Below are 20,946 nucleotides of genomic sequence, written 5' to 3' on the forward strand. Positions count from 1 at the left end.
GAGCGATGCAAACGAATAAGTTCAATAATGCTATGGAATCACAGTGAGGAGACGCGCATGCGCATTCTGGGTTATTATGACGATCACAATGCAGGGAGCGCCATCATCGAGGATGGCAAGATACTCGCAGCGGTGGAGGAGGAACGTCTCTCTCGCATCAAGCTGCATAATGGCAATGAGGACGGCGAGCCGATCCTGAGCCTGGAGATGGTGTTGAAAATGACCAACTCCAAACCGGAAAATATTGACAAGATCGCCATCGGCATCATGCCGGCTGCGGAGATGCAGGCCTACATCCACCATGACCTTTTTAAGGTGCAAAAGAACCGCAAATGGATTCTGGCCAGCCTCTTGAGTAAAAGCATCACCTGGGACCAATACTGGCTCTGGTATCCCTATTTTTACAACCAGTTCCGCATCAACCGCGCAAAAAAGCTACTCGCGAAAGTGGGACTGGGCGACAAGCCGATCGAATTCGTCGACCACCACCGCTCTCACGCGGCAGCGGCCTATTTCAGCTCGGGCCGCAGTCGTGCTCTTATTGTCACCCTCGACGGCCAGGGCGACGGCCAATGCGGTCAGGTCTGGCTAGGTGAGGAGGGCAGGCTGACCCACCTCAAGAGCGTCAGCAGCTATCACAGCCCGGGCCTCTTTTATAATTTCATCACCTGGTACCTCGGTTACAAGCCCATGCGCCATGAGGGCAAGATCACCGGACTGGCGGCCCACGGCCAATACGAGCATGTCGCCGAGCACTTTGAAAAGATGTTCGGCCTGGAGAACGGCGAGTTCCGTTATTACATGGCTGAAGCCCAGTATCAGCATGCCTATCCCCATCGCACCAATTATAACAAGTTCCGCGACGCATTGCCAAAGGCGTTCGAGGCCTTCACTCCCGCCGATGTCGCCGCCGGCGTCCAGGTGCTGACCGAACGGGCCGTGGCAGGCTATGTCGATCAATTTCTGCAAAAGACCGGTCCGATCGACGTGGTCATGGCGGGCGGGGTCTTCGCCAACGTCCGCGTTAACCAGGCGGTCGCCGAATTGCCCAACGCCCGGTCGGTCTTCATCTTTCCGGCTATGGGAGATAACGGCATTCCCGCCGGTGCGGCGCTCTATACCTTTTACAAGAGCATGGGCTGGCCGGAGATCCACACGATGCCCAGGCTCGACGATGTCTATCTCGGGCCCTCTTACACCGATGCCGAAATCGAAGCCGAACTCAAAAAGGCAGGCCTCCAGTACACCTGGCACGACAACATCGCCCCGGTGATTGCCGAACTGCTGACCCGGAGCGCCGTGGTGGCTCGTTTCGACGGCCGCATGGAGTACGGTCCGCGCGCACTCGGCAACCGCACCATCCTTTACCAGTCCACCGACAAGACCGTCAACGACTGGCTCAACCACAAACTCAAACGCACTGAATTCATGCCCTTTGCGCCGGTGACACTGGCTGAGGACATGGAAGAGAACTATGAGCACATCGCGAAAAATGAATATCCGGCGCGCTTCATGACCATCACCTTCAACTGCTCCAAATCGATGCAGCAGAGGTGCCCGGCGGTGGTCCATGTCGATAACACCGCCCGTCCCCAGCTCATCGATGAAAAGACCAACAAGGTCTACTACCATATTGTCAAGGAGTACAAAAAGCTGACAGGCCTGAGCTCGGTGATCAATACCAGCTTCAACATGCACGAGGAGCCGATCGTCTGCACGCCGGGTGATGCCATCCGCGCCTTCACCCAGGGATATCTCGAGTATCTGGCGATCTCCAATTTTCTGGTCACCTCGCCGACGCCCGAAAAAGCCCGGTCGCGCGAGTAGGCCGGCGTGTCGAGCGTCCGTCTAAATACGCTGTTTGTCGGTATCGGGCAGGTGTTGCGCATCGCCATGGCGATGATCCTCCTGCCCGTGGCTTCACGTTTGCTGGGACCGGCCTCTTTCGGCCGGTACAATCTCGCCACCACCGTTATGTTCTTCACCATGCTGGCGGATGATCTCGGCCTGAACATGTGGGTGACGCGTGAAATTGCCAGGGAACGGGAACGCGCCCAGCGCTATTTCGCCTATACAGTCGGTCTCAAGGCGGCCCTGATCCCCCTGAGCCTGCTCTTTGTCGCGATCTACTTGCAAATCGGCGGCTACGATGCGGAAACGGTGCGGACGGTCTGGATTTTCACCCTCTATGCGATGCTCTGTTCCTTCCGCGATTTGGCGATCGCGCTCTTCCGGGCCTTCGAGCAGATGGAGTGGGAATCGCTGGCCCTGAGCATCGAAAAAGTGCTCACGACAGCCGCGGGAGTCGTCGTGCTGCTGCTGGGGGGAGGCTTGACCGGACTGGCCTGGGCTTTTGTGGCTGCAGCGGCGGCGAGTCTGCTTTTTTGTCTCCGGCCGCTGTTCGGCAAGTTCGTCCGCCCGGACCTGGCCTTCAGCCTCCGCGAGTTTCTACCAATGCTTCGCGGGGCGGTGGTTTTCGGAATCTCGGTCTTTCTGACCACCGTCTATTCGCACATTGACATGCTGATGCTTTCGTGGCTCAAGGGGCCCGAATACTGGGGTTTTTTCGCGGCGGCGCACAAGCTGATCGACCTGACCAATTTCATCCCGACGGTGCTGATGATCGCCACCTTTCCGGCGCTCTCGCGGATCTCGAGGCGTCCAGCCGGCGATCTCAATCACCTCTTCACCCGCGGTTTCAAGTGGCTGCTGCTGCTGGCCATCCCGCTGGTGCCGGGCGTTGCGCTGCTCGCCCGGCCGGTCATCCTCGGGTTCTACGGCGCCGCCTATGCCCCGTCCATCCCGGCGCTTCAGATTCTCGGCGGAACGGCCGCGGTGCTCTTTTTGAATATCTTCGCTGCCGGCGTGTTCGGTGCGACCAACAACCAGGGCAAGCTGGTGATCATCCAGATCGGCGGATTGATCCTGAGTACCGCACTTAACTATCTGCTGATCCCGCCCTTTGCGCACGTCGGTTCGAGCATCTCCTCGCTGGTCACCGAATCGCTGGTACTGACGGCAACCCTGATCCTGGCCTACAGCCGCATCGTCCGGCTGACAGAGAAGCGTTTCATCCTGGATGGCCTCTTCGCCGCGATCGTGATGAGCGCCTTTCTCTACGGACTGCGCGGCTGGCCGGTCTTCGCGGTGGTCGGGATCGGAGCCACCCTCTATTTCGCCATCCTCTTCGCCCTGAAAACCATCACCTGGCAGGAGATCTGGCAGTTCAAACGAGTGAAAGCGGCATGAGAATTCTCTATTTCAACTATCTCTACGATATTTATGGCGCCTCGCTGGGCTCGGCGATCAAGCCGATGGAGCTCTTCGCCGCCCTGCGCCGCATCGGGCACGAAGTCGAGATGGTTTGGTTCAAGGACCAGCCGGGGGGACCGCCAGCCGGCACCCTCAAGCGGAGCATGCGCGATTTTCTGAAGCGTCATCTGGCCTTTCTCGTCCACGATCTCAAGCTGCTGCTCGAAAACCGGCGATTCGCCCGGATCGAAGCGGAGAAGGTGGCTGCCTTCAAGCCGGATGTCCTCATTGCCCGGCTCGATCTCTATCTCTACTCGGCGATAAAAACCGCGCGAAAATTCGATCTGCCCGTGATTATCGAGGCGGACAGTCCGCCGCTCTATGAGGCCCTCCAGTTTCAGAAGCAGTACTGGCGCATCCCGGTGATTCCGCGCCTGATCGAGCGCTGGGTGCTGCGGCATAGCGATTTTACCATCATGCAGTCGCGCGAGCTGCAGCGCTATTTCATTGATCAGCACCAGATCGATCCCGAACGCACCGCGGTGGTCTGCAACGGTGCTGACGTCGACAAATTTGCTCCGCGTCCGGCCGCGCCCGCGCTCGTGGAACGGTTCGGCCTCCGTGGCGCGCCGGTGCTTGGTTTCATCGGCTCGATGAGCGCCTGGCACGGCATCGACAACCTGTTGCGCATCATCCAGGCGATTGTGGTACGCTATCCGCAGACGAAATTCCTCCTGGTCGGCTCCGGCGGTGGGCAGGAAAAGTCCATCCGGCGCTATCTCGAGAAACATGGCCTGAGCCGGAATGTCGTCCAGACCGGCTATGTGGCGCATACGGAGATCCCGGACTATTTGCAGCTGATGGATGTGGTGCTGGCGCCCTATCCCAATCTGCCGTTCTTCTATTACAGCCCGGTCAAGGTCTTTGAGTATATGGCCTCGGGCAAGGCGGTGGTGACCACGCGCATCGGTCAGCTGGCGCGCATCATCCGCGATGGTTGGGATGGCGTGCTCTGTCCGCCGGGCGATTTTGATGCCTTTATTTCGGCCATCTCGGGGCTGCTCGAGGATCCCGAAATCGCCCGCGAGATGGGCCTGCATGCCCGCGAGACCATCATCCAGCAGCACACCTGGAAACACAAAGCCCTGGCCTATGAAAAGATTTGCCAGCAGGTGATCGATGCACACCGGCTGCGCAGCGCCGCGGGGGAGGACGGCCGATGAAGATCCTCATGGTCCACAAGTTCTACTACATCGAGGGCGGTGCGGAGCGCTACTTCTTCAACCTTACCGAATTGCTGCAGCGCCAGGGCCACGAGGTCATCCCCTTTGCCATGCACCATCCGCGCAACCTCCCCAGCCCCTGGAGCGGCTATTTCGTCGACTATTTCGAACCGGACAAGGAACTGGCACACCTCGGCCCGGTCAACGGCCTCAAGGCGGCTGCACGCGTGATCTATAACCGTCAGGCGCAAGCGCGGCTGGAAACGCTCATTGACGCGGTCCAGCCCGATATCGCCCATGTCCATGGCGTATATCACCATCTGTCACCCTCGGTGCTCTTTTCACTGAAGAAGAAAAAACTGCCGGTGGTCTTTACCCTGCATGAATACAAGATCCTCTGCCCGGACTACCTCTTCCTCGACCGACAGGGCCGGGTCTGCGAGCGGTGCGCAGGAAAGCACTTCTGGCACGCGACAGCCGGGCGCTGTTTCCGCGACTCGCTGGCCGCCTCGGCCCTGGTTACCGCTGAATCATATGTCCACCGTCTGCTGCGGACCTATCACCGCCAGGTCGATCTCTACCTCTCGCCCAGCCGCTTTCTGCAAGGCAAGATGATCCAGTATGGTTATCCGGAGGCGCAGGTCATGTGGCTTCCCTATACCATCCCGATGGACGACTATGATCCCTGCTACGAGCATGATGGCTATTTTGTCTACGTCGGCCGGCTGTCGCATGAAAAGGGCGTCGCCGAACTGGTCCGGGCCATGCGGCGGGTGCCCGAAGCGCATCTGAAAGTGATCGGCACCGGCCGCCTCGGCGAGCCGCTGCAAGACTATGTTCGTCAGGAGGGGCTGGGCAACGTCGAATTCCTGGGCTACCGGAGTGGGGCGGAACTGCGCGAAATCGTCCGGCGGGCGATGTTCGTCGCCGTGCCCTCCGTGGTCTATGACAATTCACCGCTTTCGATCTACGAGGCGCTGGCTCACGGCAAGCCGGTAGTCGGAGCGGCGATCGGCGGCATCCCGGAGCTGATCGAGGAAGGCCGCGACGGCTTTCTCTTCAAGGCCGGTGACGAGGCGAGCCTGGTGACGGCGCTGCACCGTATGCTGGATCGCGCGCCGCAATGGCCGGAGATGGGCCGAGCGGGTCGGCGCAAGGCCGAGGCACTTTTCGGCCCGGAAGCCCATGTGCAAAAAATCGAGAATATCTATGGCCGGCTTGTCCGCAGCCACTGAAATTTTCAGTACGCTTGGATGATAAGAGAACTATAGCAGAGGGCATCCATGTCCGAGGCGCAACATACTGTCATGCTGGTCGTCAACGGTTTTGGCATCGGCGGCGGCGAGCTCAAGCTGCTGGAACTTGCCGGCTTGCTCGATCGCAGCAAATACGCCCTGACCATCGTCTCGGTCGGCCAGGGAGGACCCCTGGAGGAGCGTTTCCGTGCCCTCGGCTTTCCCACCCATGTACTGCCCAAGGCCTTCGGTTTCGATCCCCGTCTGCCCTGGCGGCTGGCGAAATTGATGCGCACCACCCAGACCGAGCTGGTCCTGAGCACCCTCTTCTATGCGGATATCATCTCGGCCCTGGCGACTTGTTTCTATCGCCCCAAAGCACTGCTCTCTTGGGAGGTCATCACCGGGCAGCTCGAGTGGTACCAGGTGCTCGCCTACCGCCTCCTCGCCGGGCGCTTTGACCATGTTGCGGCGGTCTCGGATTCGATCCATCCCTTCATCCGCGGCTTGCGCGGCATGAAGCCGGAGCGGATCAGCACCATCTATTACGGGGTGGACCTGGAAAAATATCAACCGCACGCGCCACGCTCCGGTAACGACTTCGTCTTTGGTACCGTGGCCCGCCTGGTTCATCAGAAGGGCCACACCTGGCTGTTGCAGGCTATCCCGCCGGTGCTGCAAACCTATCCGAAGGCGCGCTGGCGTTTTGCCGGCGACGGCGACAAACGCGCCGGCCTGGAAGCCCAGGCACAGCAACTGGGCATCGCCCAGGCGGTCGACTTTCTCGGCAGCCGCAGCGACGTCCAGGATCTCCTCGCCACCTTCGACGTCTTCATCCTGCCCTCGCTGTGGGAGGGTTTCCCCAACGTCCTGCTCGAGGCGATGGCCTCCGGGCTGCCGGTGATCGCCACTGCCGTGGAGGGGACGGTGGAGATGGTGGTCGACGGCGAGACCGGGAGGCTGGTGCCGAAAGAAGATGCGGCCGCTCTGACAGCGGCCATGCTGGAACTGGCCGGCGCGCCGGAACTGCGCGAGCGGATGGGGCGGGAGGGAAGGAAGCGGGTGGAGGAGCATTTTTCGCTGGCCAAACAGGTGCGCGAATTCGAGGCGCTCTTCGACCGCTTCCTCGCCTGATCTCTAATCGAATCTGACTGATACCAGAGGAGTATTGAACCAACCATGATCCATGGCAAAAAAGTGGTGGTCGTCCTGCCGGCCTACAACGCCGCAGCGACCCTGGAAAAAACCTATCAGGAGATCCAATTTGATATCGTCGACGATGTCATCATCGTCGATGATGCCAGTACCGACGAGACCGTCGCTGTGGCCGGCAAGCTAGGCATCCACACCGTCGTCCACCCGCAGAACCTCGGCTACGGCGGCAATCAGAAGACCTGCTATCGCGAAGCCCTGGCGCGCGGCGCCGATGTCGTTGTCATGCTCCATCCCGATTATCAGTACACCCCCAAGCTGGTGACTGCGATGGCCTCGCTGGTCGCCGTCGGCCAATACCAGATGGTGCTGGCCTCCCGCATCATTTCCGGCGGCGCCCTCAAGGGCGGCATGCCGCTCTACAAGTATATCAGCAACCGGCTCCTGACTTTGGTCGAAAATATCCTACTCGGGCAAAAGATCTCTGAGTACCACACCGGCTATCGCGCCTTTTCGCGCGAGCTGCTCTCGGATTTGCCGCTGCACCAGTGCTCCAATGATTTTGTCTTCGACAACGAGATGATCGCCCAGGCGGTCTATTTCGGTTACAGCGTCGGCGAGGTCTCTTGTCCGACCAAATATTTCCCCGAGGCCTCTTCGATCAATTTCCGCCGCAGCGTCCGTTACGGATTCGGGGTATTGCGCACCGCGCTCTCTTTCCGGCTGCAAAAGATGCATCTCGGCTCATTCCGGATATTCAGGCGCTGAGGCAAACGATGTCCGATTCCACAGCTAAATCTTCCGCGCTGCGGGTTCTCATCGTCATTCCAGCCTACAATGAGGAGCGGAGCATTGCGACGGTGGCGCATGAGGCCATGAAGGCGTGGCCCGGCGTAGAGGTGCTGGTTGTAAACGATTGTTCGACCGATGCGACCGCGGCGGTTCTGGCCGCCGAGGGGATCAACCATGTCTCCCTGCCGGTCAATCTTGGCATCGGCGGAGCGGTGCAGACCGGGTTTCTCTATGCCTGGGAGAAGGGCCACGATGTGGTGATGCAAGTGGACGGCGACGGTCAGCATCCGCCGGATCAGATCCCCGTACTGCTGAAGGCGATGACAGACAACGGCTGGGATGCGGTCATCGGCTCGCGCTATGCGTCGGGCAGCCAGATCGTCTCCACACGGGCGCGACGGATCGGCGGCGGCCTGCTCGGCGCCATCATCCGCGTGGCAGCCGGACAGCGGGTCACCGATCCCACCTCGGGCTTCCGCGCCTACAACCGCCGGGCTCTAGACTATCTGCGGCTGCACTATCCGCAGGAATATCCCGAGCCGATCATCGCCATCGAGCTGCTGATGAATGGCTTCCGGCTCGGGGAGGTTCCTATCACCATGAAAGAACGGGTGCACGGCGCCTCTTCCATCACAGGCCTGAATACCCTCTTTTATATGATCAAGGTGATTTTTGCCATCATCATCGTGAAAATAAGACGGAGGCGGTGACATGCCGGAAACCACCCACACCTACCTCTACGGCAACCGGATCCTTTATCTGGCAATCGGCGCGGGATTGCTCTTCCTGCTCTTTATCGTACAGCTGGTCCGCCAGCGCAAGCTTAGCGAGCGTTTCGCCCTGGTATGGATGGTGATCCCTATACTGCTGATCCTCTTCTCCTCCAACCGGGCGTTGCTCGAACGGCTGGCGGTGCTCGCCGGAATTGCTTATGCCCCGGCGTTGATGATCCCGATCAGCTTCGGCCTCTTCATCCTGGTCAGTCTCTACTTTTCCATCAAGGCGAGCCGGTCGGAGCAGCAGATTAAAAAGCTCGCCCAGGAACTGGCGCTGCTGCGTCACGCCCTTGGGCGGTTTTCCCAGCCGCCGGAGCGTATGGATCCGAACAATAGCAGATCCGGGGATGAGCATGCTGTTTAATACGATCAATTTCGGCTGGTTTTTTCTCCTGCTGGCGCTGTGTTTTTTCATGCTGCCGCAGCAGCGCCGCTGGATCTTTCTGCTCTTTTGCAATCTGCTCTATTACGCCTGTTTCAAGGCGGAGTATCTCCTGTTGCTGTTCGTCGCCATCGGGGTCTCCTATCTCTGCGGGCTGCAGATGGCGAAGGATACAAGGGAAACCAGGCGCCGCTTCTGGCTGATCCTCGGCCTGACCATTAATCTCGGCATCCTCATCTTTTTCAAATATTTCAACTTTTTCTCGCGCTCACTGATGGATGTGGGCAGCGCGTTGGGGCATCCGGTCACCCTCCCGCTGCTACGGTGGATGCTGCCGGTCGGCATCTCCTTCTATACCTTCACAGCATCGGGGTACCTGATCGATGTCTATCGCCGCAAGGTTGAGGCGGAGCGGCATCCCGGCTACTATGCAGCGTTCATCTCGTTTTTTCCCAATATCGTCTCCGGTCCGATCGAGCGGGCGGGCAATCTGCTGCCGCAGTTCCGGCGCATCGGCGAATTTGACGGAGCCCGCGCCGCCTCCGGGCTGCGGTTGATGCTCTGGGGGTTTTTCAAGAAACTAGTAGTGGCCGACCGGCTGGCCATCTACGTCAATGCAGTATTCAACCATCCCGATCCCCACAGCGGCGCCACCCTGCTAGTGGGCTCGCTCTTTTTCACCTTCCAGATTTATTGCGATTTCTCCGGCTATACCGATATCGCCATCGGCGTTGCGCGTCTGCTGGGGTTCGATCTCCGCCGGAATTTTGACCGTCCCTATTTTTCGCGCTCGATCCCCGAGTTCTGGCGGCGCTGGCATATCTCCCTCTCCTCGTGGTTCCGCGATTATCTCTATATTCCCCTCGGCGGCAGCCGGGTGGCGGTGTCGCGCGCCTACCTCAACCTGTTCATCGTCTTCTTCGTCAGCGGAATGTGGCACGGCGCCAACTGGACCTTTCTGATCTGGGGCGGTCTGCACGGCCTCTATGCGGTCAGCTCCAAATTCACACAGGCGAGCCGGGACCGGATCGCCGCCGCCCTGCACGTTCCCGCCGCCCTGCGCCACGGATTCGCCGTCCTGGTGACCTTTATGCTAGCTAATTTTGCCTGGGTCTATTTCCGGGCCAATGACCTGGCCACGGCTAATCTGATCATGATGAAAATCTTTTCCGGCGATTATTCAAAGCTCTTCATCCCCGCCATGGACCAGTTTCTCTACAGCCTGGCCGCCATCGCCATGCTGCTGACAGTGGATTTGCTGCAGGAACGGCGCTCCCTCGCCGCCTGGCTCGACGCTCGCTCGCTCGTCCTGCGTTGGGCGGCCTACGGCACCGTTGTGGTCATCATTCTACTCACGGGTATCTTCAATGGCAGCCAATTTATTTACGCGCAGTTCTAGGATCGGCCGTTTCCTTCTCAAGCTGGTCCTTTTCCTCGGGATTTTGGCCACAGCCGATTACGTCATCGGCAAAGTGATCGATCATTTCTTTCGCAAGACGCTCTACGGCGAGAACTGGTCCAAGGAGAACTGGCTTCTCAGCCGGCCGTACGACGTCGTCTGCTTCGGCTCCTCCCGCACCTTTCGTCACTACGTCCCCGAAATCATGCGCGACAGCCTTGGCATGACGGTTTTCAATGCCGGGGCCAACGGCCAGTATATTTTTTATGCCTATGCCCTCGAACAGCTGATGCTGGAACGCTATACGCCCCGTGTGATTGTGCTGGACCTGCTGCCCAACTATGTCACCAGGGCCGAAAGCGCGGAGGAGGAACTTGGGCGTATGAGCTCGATGGCGCCCTATGCGGATCATCCTGTGATTGCCAGTCTGCTTACCGGCGGGCAAAGGAATGAGAAAATTAAGCTGCGCTCACGCCTCTACCGTTATAATTCGCGCCTGCTCAGCCTGGCCAGCAACTATTTCAACCGACCAGGGGTGACTGATAACGGGTTTGTCCCGATCGGCAAGACCAAATTCCGTGCCTTGCATGACTTTCCGGACAATCTCGACCCGAACCCTGCGCCCGTCTACGACCCCCGCCGCATCGAGGTGCTCAAGGCTTTCATCCGTTCCGCCCGCGACAAAGGCGCCCTGGTGGTCCTCGCCTTCTCACCAACCGTGCAGCCCCTTTCGCCCAAGGTGGAGCAAATTCTCGCCTGGTATGAGGATCTGGCGCGCTCAATGGATACCCCCTTCATCAAGATCACCAGCGCGGAGTACCCGCAGTTCCTCGACCAGAACCTTTATTCGGATCTGATCCACATGAACGAACCCGGCGGCCGGGCTTATACGCCGATCTTTGTCAACAAGCTAAAATCCATCATCGCTTCGACGTGCCACTGATGCCCTATTCCTGGCGGATGAACATGAAGACGACGCAAAAGACCACCTGGCAGGCGGCCCTGATCCTGGGCTTGATCATCGGACTCGGCGCTGTATTGCGCCTGATCGGCATCCGCTTCGGTCTGCCGATGGCCTACCACAATGACGAATGGGTGCTGGTGCTCGCCACCCGGCAGTTTTTCAGCGGGGATTTCAATCCCCATAATTTCCTCTACCCCTCGCTGCTGATGTACATCATGTATGCCTTCGAGCGGCTCTACTTTCTCTTCGCCTCCGGGCGGGATGATCTCTCGACCCTCTACACCCTGTGCCGGGTTGTGGTCGTGCTCTTCGGCCTTGCCTCGTTTTGGCTCATCTATCGGCTGGGAAAACGGTTGCATGATGTGCGGACAGGCTTGCTCGCAGCACTCTTCCTGAGCATCATCCCCCTTCATGTGATGCACAGCCACTTCGCGACCACCGATGTGCCGCTTACCTTTTTTGTCCTGCTGACGCTCTGGGCCGCCTTGCGGATGACCGAGCGCCGTACTCCGGCCGATTATCTGATCGCCGGCATCGCCTTGGGACTAACGGTTTCGATCAAGATCCCCGGCGCGGTTCTTGTCGCAGCCCTCCTCACGGGCCATCTTTACGGCGTGGCGAAGGAGCGCGGGATTCATTACGGGCCGGTCCTGACCAGCGAATGGCGCAACGGGAGCAAGATGCTCCTGGGCGCTGCTGCGGCGCTCCTCGCCACCTTGCTGGTCTGGTCCGTTCTGGCTAAATTCGATCTTTGGGCCCCGAAACTGATGCAGCGTATTCCCGTGGAACTCTGGGTCAAATATTACGACGAGATCGTCGCCCGGGCCCATGGTATGGCCCCCAAGCTGGCTGTCATCACCTTCTGCGGCGTCATGGCCCTGGTGTACTCGGCCAAACTCTGGATGCCGCAGTTCAGCCGAATTCTGCTGCTGCTGGCGGCCGCGGTCGTAGCCTTTTTCGCCACTACCCCCTATGCCTTGCTCGACTACAAGTCCTTCGCGCATGATTTCCTCTTTCAGATGGTCATCAGCCAGTCGAGCTGGAGCGGCATGTTCGCCGGAAAAGCCCCCGGCTATATCACCAATTTCACCTATCTTTGGGACAATTTTACCCCCCTGTTGCTCCTGGCCGCTGCCGGCGGCGTGGTGCTGCAAATCCGGGCGCGCCGGATCGAATACTGGATCCTCATCACCTTCGCCGTGGTCTATTACGCCTACATCGGCTCTTGGAAACTGATGTTCGACCGCTATATGATGCCGCTGCTGCCGGTGATCGCCCTGTGGGCCGCCTGGGGTATCGTCCGTCTGGTCGATGAGCTGCGCGAGCGGTTCATGGCAGCAGGCGGAACCGCGGACTCCGCGAAGCCGCGCCGCAGCACGGCTGCTGCTGCGGCGATCGCCGGCGCACTGCTGCTCTTTTTGCTGCTCCCGGGGATCATGATGATGAAGCAGAGCTGGGCTTTTGATGCCTACCTCCTCAAGACCAATACCAAAAAGATCGCCTACGACTGGGCGGTAATCCATCTGCCCAAAGAGGCGCTGGTGCTCCGCGAGCAATACACGCCTGAGGTCGAACTCGCCGGCTACCGGGTCCATTTGGTCAATTTCACCTTCAATGACTCGGTAAACGTTGACTACGTCCAGCGCCATCACATCGATTATATTATCGTCACCGACAAGCTCTGGAAACGCCCGGTCCAGGAGAATGGCGTCCTGGGAATACGCAAAGCATACGCCGAGCTTCCCGATTATGCCGATCTGATCTATGATCTCAAACCGACTCCCGAAAATCCAGGTCCTGAGGTGAAAATTTACCAGGTGCGGAAACCATCGCAGCCTTGAGGAGAACGGTTCGATGTCCTTTTTGACCGCCCGGGGCGCGGCCCTGGCTGCGCGGATGCAGCGTCTGCTAACGCCCGGAACTCTGTTTCTGGGTTTGGGCCTGGTCTTCGGGCTGGCCTGGTCGATCCTCACACCGCCGTTCCAGGCGCCCGACGAGCATGTCCACTTTTGCCGCGCCTGGCAGCTCGCCGCGGGTGGTCTGCAGCCGGAGCGGATGAATGGGGTGCAGGGGGGCACGCTGCCGGTTAGCATCATTGAGACCATTGAGCAGATCAATCCCGGCTTGCGTTTTCATTCCAGGGACCAGCGGCAGGACACCGCCCGCCTGTTCCGGTTCCTGCGCCGGCCACTGGAGCCGGACCGGTCGCGTTTTTATCCCTTTCCTTCCAGCGCCCTCTATCCGCCCGCGGCCTACCTTCCCCATGTGACTGGCATTCTGCTGGGAAGAGTGACCGGCGCTTCGCCTCTGGTCATGATGTACCTGGGCCGCTGGAGCGCACTGGCCCTCTGGCTGGTGCTGATCCGCCTCGCACTGCGCCTGATGCCGGCGGGGCGCTGGCTGCTTTTGGCCATCGCCCTGATGCCGATGAGTCTATTCCTCGGCGCCGCATTCAATCCGGATGCTGTGACCAACAGTCTGGCCTTTTTATCCCTTGCTTTCATGCTCGCGATATCCCGCCAGCCCGGGCCTGTCAGCGGCCGCCAGCTGGCGGCTTTCGCGCTGATCCTGCTGATCTTTGCGCTGGCCAAGCCGGGGTTTGCCCTTTTCGCCTTGCTCTGGTTCCTCATCCCCCGTTCCAAATGGCGCTCCGGACCCATTCATGTGCTGACCGGTCTGCTGCTCCTGGTGCTGGGGTACGGCATCAGTCTGGGATGGAATGCCCTGGTACAGAGCGATCTCAACTGGAATGCGCCGTTTGCCAACTATCCTGAGCAGCGGCGGTTGCTGGCACAGGATCCGGCGCTTTTTCTCAGCGCCGCCCTCAGCAGCCTCTGGACCTTCAAGGGCTTCTATTTACGATCGCACCTCGGCCAGTTGGGCTCCCTGGATGTAGTCCTGCCGTGGACGGTGCTCCTTCCGGTGCTACTGGTGATCCTCGCAGCCGCCCTGCTGGAGAAGGGATGGATGCTCTCGCGCTGGCAAAAACTGGTTCTGTTGCTCCTCTTCCTCGGTACCCTTTTTCAGTCGCTGCTGGCCCTTTATCTGACCGCCTCGCCGCCTGGCGGGCCTCATTGTGTCGGTTTTCAGGGGCGATATCTTATCCCGGTGGCGCCGGCGTTCTGGCTGCTCTGGCAGAACCGCCGCTGGAGGGCGGCACCCGCGGTGAAGGCGCTGGCCGCACCTGCCTTCCTGATCGTGTACGCTTTCGCCCTCATGCTCTCCACCCTGGTGCTGATCGGGCGGTATTATTGAGGCCGGCGTATCGCTGCTTTCCGCTCAACCTATGAAAAATGGCTGGAAATTTGCAGCATTCCGGAGGCACCTGCGGCCATGGTGAAAAACGGCCTGGATATCGCCTGTTTCCCGATCAGCATGGCCCAATTCCGCCATCCTTTGTGGTGGGCGTGAGGCCGGAAGGGGACAAGGCCATGGGGAGGAGAGAACTGATCCGAATACTACTGGTATTAAGTTGGGAGGTTGGATGGGTTTGTCAAGTCGATGGGGATGGACAGTGTGGATGAGCACGATGATGCTCCTGGGTCTGGCTTCGGGACTATGGGCACAAAAGTATACCTCTTCTTTTCCGCGCATCATGTTTCAACGGCCCGCCGGAATCAGCGGCGGTGCGGTGCAAAACTTCTTCTCCCGCTATGATCTGGTTATTCACGGCGGCGCCGGACCGAACGCCTATGCTCTCAATGAGAGCATTCGTGCTCTCAATCCAAATGTGATCATCCTGGGCACCAGCCGCCAGGGGGTCTGGCCGGGGAGCTTTCCGCCCGCATGTTTCATTTACCGCCCCAATGTCCCCAGACTCACCCGCGCCGCCCGGCCCGGCGACACCGAGATCTTTGTGACCAGCACCGAGGGCTTCCCGACCTCAGCCGACAAGTATCGCTATGCCCTGCTCGGCGGTGATGAATGGTTCACCTATTCTGGGGTCACCGCCACCAGCTTCACCGGGGTGGCCACCAGCGGCGATTTTTATCTCCAACGGATGCATGCCGTCGGTGACAGCGTCAAGACTCCGGTCCGCTTCGTCGGATTCGGCATGCTGCAGAACATCACGCCCTTCTCCCCTTTGGTGGAGGGCATCCCGGTCTGGCAGTATTTCATTGACAAGCGCTGGGATCCTGCCAAGCAGGATTTCAGATACTTTGACGGCGTCTTTTACGATGCTTACCGCACCTTCTTCTACCCGGACGATATCAGCGGCGGCGTCGATCTCGATTACAACCGGGTGAATGATTTTGACGAACACGGTCTGAAATGGGTCAACGCCCAGTGGGCGGACGGCGTCAAAAAGATGCTGAATTATGAGCGGCAGCGGCTGCAGCAGATCCATCCCGGACAGCCGACGATCATCGCCCTCAACACCGGCAGTGCGCTGGAGGATTACAGCCTCGAAGTCTGCGACGGCATGATGTGGGAGGGCTTTATGCGTTTCGCCTCGACCTGGGAGGAGATGGTCCGCGTCAACCGCGTCTGGGAAAATGCCCGTCAGCCGGTCTACACCATGATCGAGGACTATGATCCCGAAAAACGCCGCGCCTATTCCAAGAATAAGTTCGCCTACATGCGCTACGGCCTGACCACCGCCCTGATGGCGGGGGCCTATTATGGCCGCACCTTCGGCGATTATTACTACATCTCGCTCTATTACGATGAATTCGACAGCGATCTGGGTCAGCCTGTGTCGCCGCCGCAAAAGTTGGGCAGCGGCGCCTGGGTGCGTTTCTTCGACAAGGGAGCAGCCATCACCAATCCCACCGGCAGCAGCATCACGGTCACCGATGCGGAACTGCGCACCGCCAACGGCTATGCCGGTCCCTATTACCGCTTTCTGGGCGGCCAGGATCCGGTGATGAACAACGGTCAGCTCTTCCAAAGCGTCGTGCTGGAGGGGACCCTGGAGAGCCCGCCCAAGTATATCAAGGGGGATGGCATCCTCCTCTTCACCCAGCCGGATACCATCGTCTCCGATATCATGGTCGGTAACTGCTTCAACAATGACACCTCGCCCGCCAGCGAAAAGGCCGTCCTGAGCGGATCCTGGACCGAAATCAAGGATCCCTCCACAGATATCTTCGGCGCCACCCGCAACCCCTGCTACTCGCAATGGAGTGATGACAGCGAGGATGGCATCGGCTATGCGGCGGCTTATTCGCCCGCCAATGCCGCATCTGCACTCTTCACCCCCACCATCGGGGTGGCCGGGTTCTACGAGATCAGCGAATGGCACGGCTGGGCCGGCAATACGGCCAACAGCGGCAAGGAGGCGAGCAACGCTCCGGTCGCGGTGTTGGTCAACGGCGCGACTAAATTCAGCGGCGCGATCAACCAGCGTCAAAAGGCGGGCCGGTGGAACCGGCTTGCGGTGGTCTACCTTCCCGCCGGTACCGGCAGCTCGGTGCGTCTCAGTAACAGCGGCGCCGACGGCGTCGTGCTGGCCGACGCCATGCGCTTCCGCTTCCTCGGCCAGAGCAGCGACATCGACTCCACCGCACCGGCGGCGCCGCGCAATGTCCGCATCATCAAGCCTTGAGCGTGCCGGATCACCCCCGTTTTATTCCCCCTGCGCCCGGCAGCCTGCCCTGCCGGGCGTTTTCGTCCCGGAAAAAGCAATTGACTTTAAGGGCCATATTTTCTATATTTATCCGTGCCGATCGGCGAGAGTGGCGAAACTGGCAGACGCGCTAGACTTAGGATCTAGTGTCCTAAAGACTTGGGGGTTCGACTCCCCCCTCTCGCACGCTTTTCCACACCGAGAGCCGATGCACCTGGATCCCCGGTTGTGCCCCTCCAGCCTGCAGACGGCGATTTTTTTGCCATCACCGGCCCACGACAGGGCCGATCACCCGCAAGCCGCGCACAGCGCATCAACAGGAGAATAAAGGTGGAGTACCGGATCACCACACAGCCCAACTGGCACCGGATCGTCGAGTTTTCCGTGCCCGCCGCTGATGTCAAGCCCCAACTGGACGAAAAATACGCCAATGCCCTGAAAAATGTCCGCCTCGAGGGATTCCGCAAGGGTAAAGTCCCGCCGGGGCTGGTTAAAAAGATGTTCGGCAAAAATATCGAATCCGAGGTGTTCAATCTCTATATCCGTCAGGCCATTGACACCCTCTTCAAGGAGAACCGCTTCGATTATCTCAATACCCCCTCCGTCGAAAATCTTAATTTTGACGAGGAGAAAGGCTTGACTTTCGCTCTCCACTTCGACGTCCGCCCCGATTTCCAGGTCAGCGGCTTTCACGGCATGCCGGTGGAACGGACGGTCTATGTCGCCAGGGATGAGGATGTCCAGCACACCCTGGAAAATCTGCGTTCGCGCCAGGCGATGATCTATTCGGTGGAAGGGGAAGCGCAGACCGGCCATTTCATCATCGCCGACCTCCAGGAACTCGACCCCAGCGGCGTCCCCATCGTGGGACAAAAGTACGAGAAAGAGGTCATCTGGTTGCATGCCGACCGCCCCGAACTCACGGACCAGCTGCTCGGTGTTCGTGCGGGCGAGGAACGGCGCCTGACCCTGCAGCCGCAGCCAGATTCCGAGAACGGCGCCGCCGCTCCGGAAAAGCACTTCCAGATCATGGTCAGGGAGGTTAAGGAACGGCGTCTGCCCGCCCTCGATGATGAGTTCGCCAAGGATCTCGGCGCCTTCAATACCCTCGAGGAACTCAAGGCTGACATCCTCTTGCGGCTCAAGGCGCAGGCCGAACGCGAAACCCAATCCCGTTTCCAGGAGGCCCTGGCCGACGAGCTGATCAAACGAAACGCCATCGAAGCCCCACCCTCGATGGTCGACAACTATCTCGCCATGCTCATTGCCGATGTCAAGAAGAAGAGCAAGGAGAGCATCGATGAGGCGCGCCTGGCGGAAAACTATCGCGCCTCGGCCATCCATGGCGTCAAATGGTACCTCATCCGCGACCGCCTCATCCAGCAGCAGGGATTGACGGTCAGCGATGCGGAACTCGAGGACGCCCTCACCGCGATGGCGGCAGCCGGCGAGGAGGGCGCCCAACGGGCGGAGAAGATCCGGAGCAGCAACGACCAACGTGAACACTTCCGCAACGCCCTCGAGGACGATAAGGTCTATGCTTTTCTCGCCCGGGAGGCGAAAGTGAGCGAGGTCCAGCGCGCTCTCTATGAACCGCACACGCACGACCACGAAACTCATTAGTGCAGAGGAGAATCCATGGGACTCGTACCTATTGTCATAGAACAGACCGGGCGCGGCGAACGCGCCTACGATATCTTTTCGCGCCTGCTCAAGGAGCGCATCGTCTTTCTCGGGACAGCCATCGATGATAATGTCGCCAGCCTGGCCATCGCGCAGTTGCTTTTTCTGGCGGCGGAAGACCCGGCCAAGGATGTCTATCTCTACATCAACAGCCCGGGCGGGATCGTCAGTTCGGGCCTGGCCATTTACGACACCATGCAGTATATCAAGCCCGACGTGGCCACCATCTGCATCGGTCAGGCCTCGAGCATGGCGGCGCTGCTTCTGGCCGCCGGCGCCAAGGGTAAACGTTCGGCCCTGCCCCATGCGCGGATGATGATTCACCAGCCGATGGGCGGCGCGCAGGGACAGGCGAGTGACATCGAAATCCAGACCCGGGAGATCCTGGTGATCCGCGAAAAGCTCAACCAGATCCTCGTCAACCATACCGGCCAGCCCATGGAGCGGATCGTCAAGGATACCGATCGCAACTTTTTCATGAGCGCCGAAGAGGCCAAGGAATACGGCCTCATCGACGAAATCATGGTGCGCAAGGATCTGGCCAGGACCCGGAAAAAGTAGTCGCCCTTACCTTTCAGCAGAGTATTGATGGATCAGAAAAAACAAAACGGCAACCGCCGCCTGGTGATTTGCTCCTTTTGCGGCAAGAACAGCCAGCAGGTGGAGACGATGGTCACCGGGCCGGATGTGACGATCTGCAGCGAATGCGTCGTTATCGCCAACAAGATCATCGCCCGGGAAAAAGCGCGGCGCACCACCACCACGGTTGAACGGATGCCCACGCCGGCGGAGATCAAGGCGGAACTGGACCAGTTCGTCATCGGCCAGGATCATGCCAAGGAGACGATCGCCGTCGCCGTCTATAACCACTACAAGCGGATCAACCATACGGCGAAGACCGATGAGGTCCTGCTCGAAAAGAGCAATGTCCTGCTCATCGGCCCGACCGGCACCGGGAAAACCCTGATCGCCCAGACGCTGGCGCGCTTCCTTCAGGTTCCCTTCACTATCGCCGATGCTACCACCCTGACCGAAGCCGGTTATGTGGGCGAAGATGTCGAAAATATCCTCGTCCGTCTTTTGCAGGCGGCCGATTACAACCTCGAGCGCGCTGAACGCGGCATCGTCTATATTGATGAACTCGACAAGATCTCACGCAAGAGCGGCAATCCCTCGATCACCCGCGACGTCTCGGGCGAGGGGGTGCAGCAGGCGCTGCTCAAGATCCTCGAGGGCACCATCGCGGCGGTGCCGCCGAAGGGGGGGCGCAAACACCCCGAGATGGAATTTATCAACATCAATACCTCCCACATTCTCTTCATCTGCGGCGGAGCCTTCGAATCGCTGGAAAAGCTCATCGCCAGCCGGCTCAACAAGATGGCGATCGGCTTTGGCGCCGAGAGTGTCAAGGGCGACGCCCTCGGACTGGGCGAGTTGCTGCGTCAGGTGGAGCCGGAGGATTTGCTACAGTATGGCCTGATTCCGGAGCTGATCGGCCGGCTGCCCGTTCTCTGCACCCTCGATGAGCTCGACGATGAAGCCTTGCTCCAGATCCTGACCGAACCCCGGAACGCCCTGACACGGCAGTACCAGCGGCTGTTGGCACTGGACGGGGTGGAACTGGAATTTGACGCCGCGGCACTGCAGGAGATCGTGCGCATCGCCCGCAAGCGCCGTACCGGAGCGCGCGGGCTGCGTTCGGTGCTCGAGGAGACCATGCTCAAGATCATGTATCATCTGCCCTCCCGCAAGGAGATCGGCTATTGCCGGGTGACCGCTGCGGTGGTGACCAGCGGGGCGGAGCCGGTCTACAAAAAGCGCAAGGCCGCGCCGGAGAATCCCCTGCAGGATTCGGCGGCGTGAAGATAACCGCGGCGGAATTTGTCGCATCGGCAGGGCGGTTGGCGGATCTTCCCAAAGATCGCCTGCCGCATATCGCCTTCGCTGGCCGCTCCAATGTTGGCAAATCGACCCTGCTCAATGTACTATTCAACCAGCGCCACCTCGCGCACGTCAGCGCCACCCCGGGTAAAACCCAAACCCTCAATTTTTACCGTGTCAACCGCAAATTCTACTTTGTCGATCTGCCCGGATATGGCTACGCCAAATCCTCTAAAACCCTGCGCGAACAGTGGCAGGGGCTGATCGAATCCTACCTGACTACGTCGGAGCATCTGCGGCTGGTGGTGGTGCTGGTGGATGTGCGGCATCCCCTCTCGCGCCTGGATGCCCAGCTGCTGGAATGGCTACGGGCGCGAGAACAAGCCCATGTTGTGGTGGCGACCAAGTCGGACAAGCTTTCGGGGAGCGAGCTGCAGAAAAACCTGCTGGCGCTGCGCGCGGCGCTTGGGGCCGGCGAGGATGAGGGGGTGGTGGCCTTTTCCGCCAAAAGCGGGCGGGGGAAAGTGGAATTGTGGCGGGTGCTGCAAACGGCGCTGGAGGAAGGCGGATAATGGGGAAACGAGATCCCGGATAAAAAAAACTTGACGGAAATCAAGATTTTATGTATATTTGTCAAA

Annotated in this window: 17 protein-coding genes and 1 tRNA gene; all 18 read left to right on the plus strand. The window is 59.6% G+C overall.

The window, feature by feature from the left end:
* Positions 1-57 precede the first annotated feature (57 nt).
* The 18 genes from PLH32_06645 (at position 58) to yihA (ending at position 20,880) form a co-directional block, all read left to right on the plus strand.
* Complete coding sequence (locus tag PLH32_06645) at positions 58-1,827, plus strand: carbamoyltransferase C-terminal domain-containing protein (GenBank protein ID HQJ64274.1); 1,770 nt, start codon at positions 58-60, stop codon at positions 1,825-1,827.
* Positions 1,828-1,833: 6 nt separating this feature from the next.
* Complete coding sequence (locus tag PLH32_06650; protein HQJ64275.1) at positions 1,834-3,249, plus strand: flippase; 1,416 nt, start codon at positions 1,834-1,836, stop codon at positions 3,247-3,249.
* The gene (locus PLH32_06655) at positions 3,246-4,475 is read left to right on the plus strand and encodes a glycosyltransferase family 4 protein (GenBank protein HQJ64276.1); all 1,230 of its coding nucleotides are present in this window, start codon (positions 3,246-3,248) and stop codon (positions 4,473-4,475) included. The genes PLH32_06650 and PLH32_06655 overlap by 4 nt, the downstream gene beginning before the upstream one ends.
* The gene (locus PLH32_06660) at positions 4,472-5,710 is read left to right on the plus strand and encodes a glycosyltransferase (protein ID HQJ64277.1); all 1,239 of its coding nucleotides are present in this window, start codon (positions 4,472-4,474) and stop codon (positions 5,708-5,710) included. Before PLH32_06655 ends, PLH32_06660 begins: the two co-directional genes overlap by 4 nt.
* 48 nt (positions 5,711-5,758) lie before the next feature.
* Positions 5,759-6,844 carry a glycosyltransferase gene (locus PLH32_06665; GenBank protein ID HQJ64278.1) on the plus strand — a complete coding sequence of 362 codons (1,086 nt, stop codon included), beginning with the start codon at positions 5,759-5,761 and terminating at the stop codon, positions 6,842-6,844.
* A 45-nt stretch (positions 6,845-6,889) separates the two neighbouring features.
* Positions 6,890-7,630, plus strand: coding sequence for a glycosyltransferase family 2 protein (locus tag PLH32_06670; protein ID HQJ64279.1), 741 nt, complete (start codon positions 6,890-6,892; stop codon positions 7,628-7,630).
* Positions 7,631-7,638: 8 nt separating this feature from the next.
* On the plus strand, positions 7,639-8,364 hold the full coding sequence (locus PLH32_06675; protein HQJ64280.1) for a glycosyltransferase family 2 protein: 726 nt from the start codon (positions 7,639-7,641) through the stop codon (positions 8,362-8,364).
* Between the two features lies 1 nt (position 8,365).
* The gene (locus PLH32_06680; protein HQJ64281.1) at positions 8,366-8,794 is read left to right on the plus strand and encodes a DUF2304 domain-containing protein; all 429 of its coding nucleotides are present in this window, start codon (positions 8,366-8,368) and stop codon (positions 8,792-8,794) included.
* A complete protein-coding gene (locus PLH32_06685) occupies positions 8,778-10,211 on the plus strand; it encodes an MBOAT family O-acyltransferase (protein HQJ64282.1) in 1,434 nt (477 codons plus the stop codon). The genes PLH32_06680 and PLH32_06685 overlap by 17 nt, the downstream gene beginning before the upstream one ends.
* Positions 10,180-11,154: a hypothetical protein gene (locus PLH32_06690; protein HQJ64283.1), complete on the plus strand. Its 975-nt coding sequence runs from the start codon at positions 10,180-10,182 to the stop codon at positions 11,152-11,154. The genes PLH32_06685 and PLH32_06690 overlap by 32 nt, the downstream gene beginning before the upstream one ends.
* 23 nt (positions 11,155-11,177) lie before the next feature.
* Positions 11,178-13,016 (plus strand): glycosyltransferase family 39 protein, encoded by a 1,839-nt coding sequence (locus PLH32_06695; protein HQJ64284.1) that lies wholly within the window; start codon positions 11,178-11,180, stop codon positions 13,014-13,016.
* Between the two features lie 13 nt (positions 13,017-13,029).
* Positions 13,030-14,430 carry a DUF2142 domain-containing protein gene (locus tag PLH32_06700; protein HQJ64285.1) on the plus strand — a complete coding sequence of 467 codons (1,401 nt, stop codon included), beginning with the start codon at positions 13,030-13,032 and terminating at the stop codon, positions 14,428-14,430.
* A gap of 265 nt (positions 14,431-14,695) precedes the next feature.
* On the plus strand, positions 14,696-16,723 hold the full coding sequence (locus PLH32_06705; GenBank protein ID HQJ64286.1) for a putative glycoside hydrolase: 2,028 nt from the start codon (positions 14,696-14,698) through the stop codon (positions 16,721-16,723).
* Positions 16,724-16,847: 124 nt separating this feature from the next.
* Positions 16,848-16,930 (plus strand) — tRNA-Leu (locus PLH32_06710).
* Positions 16,931-17,074: 144 nt separating this feature from the next.
* On the plus strand, positions 17,075-18,367 hold the full coding sequence (gene tig, locus PLH32_06715; GenBank protein ID HQJ64287.1) for a trigger factor: 1,293 nt from the start codon (positions 17,075-17,077) through the stop codon (positions 18,365-18,367).
* 15 nt (positions 18,368-18,382) lie between these two features.
* Positions 18,383-18,988, plus strand: coding sequence for an ATP-dependent Clp endopeptidase proteolytic subunit ClpP (gene clpP / locus PLH32_06720; GenBank protein ID HQJ64288.1), 606 nt, complete (start codon positions 18,383-18,385; stop codon positions 18,986-18,988).
* A gap of 27 nt (positions 18,989-19,015) precedes the next feature.
* Positions 19,016-20,290 (plus strand): ATP-dependent Clp protease ATP-binding subunit ClpX, encoded by a 1,275-nt coding sequence (clpX, locus tag PLH32_06725; GenBank protein HQJ64289.1) that lies wholly within the window; start codon positions 19,016-19,018, stop codon positions 20,288-20,290.
* Entirely contained in the window at positions 20,287-20,880 is a 594-nt protein-coding gene (gene yihA, locus PLH32_06730; protein HQJ64290.1) for a ribosome biogenesis GTP-binding protein YihA/YsxC, read from the plus strand. The genes clpX and yihA overlap by 4 nt, the downstream gene beginning before the upstream one ends.
* Positions 20,881-20,946 lie beyond the last annotated feature (66 nt).

It is taken from the genome of bacterium (assembly GCA_035419245.1).
GTDB lineage: Bacteria > Zhuqueibacterota > Zhuqueibacteria > Residuimicrobiales > Residuimicrobiaceae > JAKPUX01.

Coding starts and splice junctions, on each gene's coding strand:
- PLH32_06645 (HQJ64274.1), top strand. CDS start 58: ATGCGCATTCTGGGTTATTATGACGATCACAATGCAGGGAGCGCCATC.
- PLH32_06655 (HQJ64276.1), top strand. CDS start 3,246: ATGAGAATTCTCTATTTCAACTATCTCTACGATATTTATGGCGCCTCG.
- PLH32_06660 (HQJ64277.1), top strand. CDS start 4,472: ATGAAGATCCTCATGGTCCACAAGTTCTACTACATCGAGGGCGGTGCG.
- PLH32_06665 (HQJ64278.1), top strand. CDS start 5,759: ATGTCCGAGGCGCAACATACTGTCATGCTGGTCGTCAACGGTTTTGGC.
- PLH32_06670 (HQJ64279.1), top strand. CDS start 6,890: ATGATCCATGGCAAAAAAGTGGTGGTCGTCCTGCCGGCCTACAACGCC.
- PLH32_06675 (HQJ64280.1), top strand. CDS start 7,639: ATGTCCGATTCCACAGCTAAATCTTCCGCGCTGCGGGTTCTCATCGTC.
- PLH32_06680 (HQJ64281.1), top strand. CDS start 8,366: ATGCCGGAAACCACCCACACCTACCTCTACGGCAACCGGATCCTTTAT.
- PLH32_06685 (HQJ64282.1), top strand. CDS start 8,778: ATGAGCATGCTGTTTAATACGATCAATTTCGGCTGGTTTTTTCTCCTG.
- PLH32_06690 (HQJ64283.1), top strand. CDS start 10,180: ATGGCAGCCAATTTATTTACGCGCAGTTCTAGGATCGGCCGTTTCCTT.
- PLH32_06695 (HQJ64284.1), top strand. CDS start 11,178: ATGAAGACGACGCAAAAGACCACCTGGCAGGCGGCCCTGATCCTGGGC.
- PLH32_06700 (HQJ64285.1), top strand. CDS start 13,030: ATGTCCTTTTTGACCGCCCGGGGCGCGGCCCTGGCTGCGCGGATGCAG.
- PLH32_06705 (HQJ64286.1), top strand. CDS start 14,696: ATGAGCACGATGATGCTCCTGGGTCTGGCTTCGGGACTATGGGCACAA.
- clpP (HQJ64288.1), top strand. CDS start 18,383: ATGGGACTCGTACCTATTGTCATAGAACAGACCGGGCGCGGCGAACGC.
- clpX (HQJ64289.1), top strand. CDS start 19,016: ATGGATCAGAAAAAACAAAACGGCAACCGCCGCCTGGTGATTTGCTCC.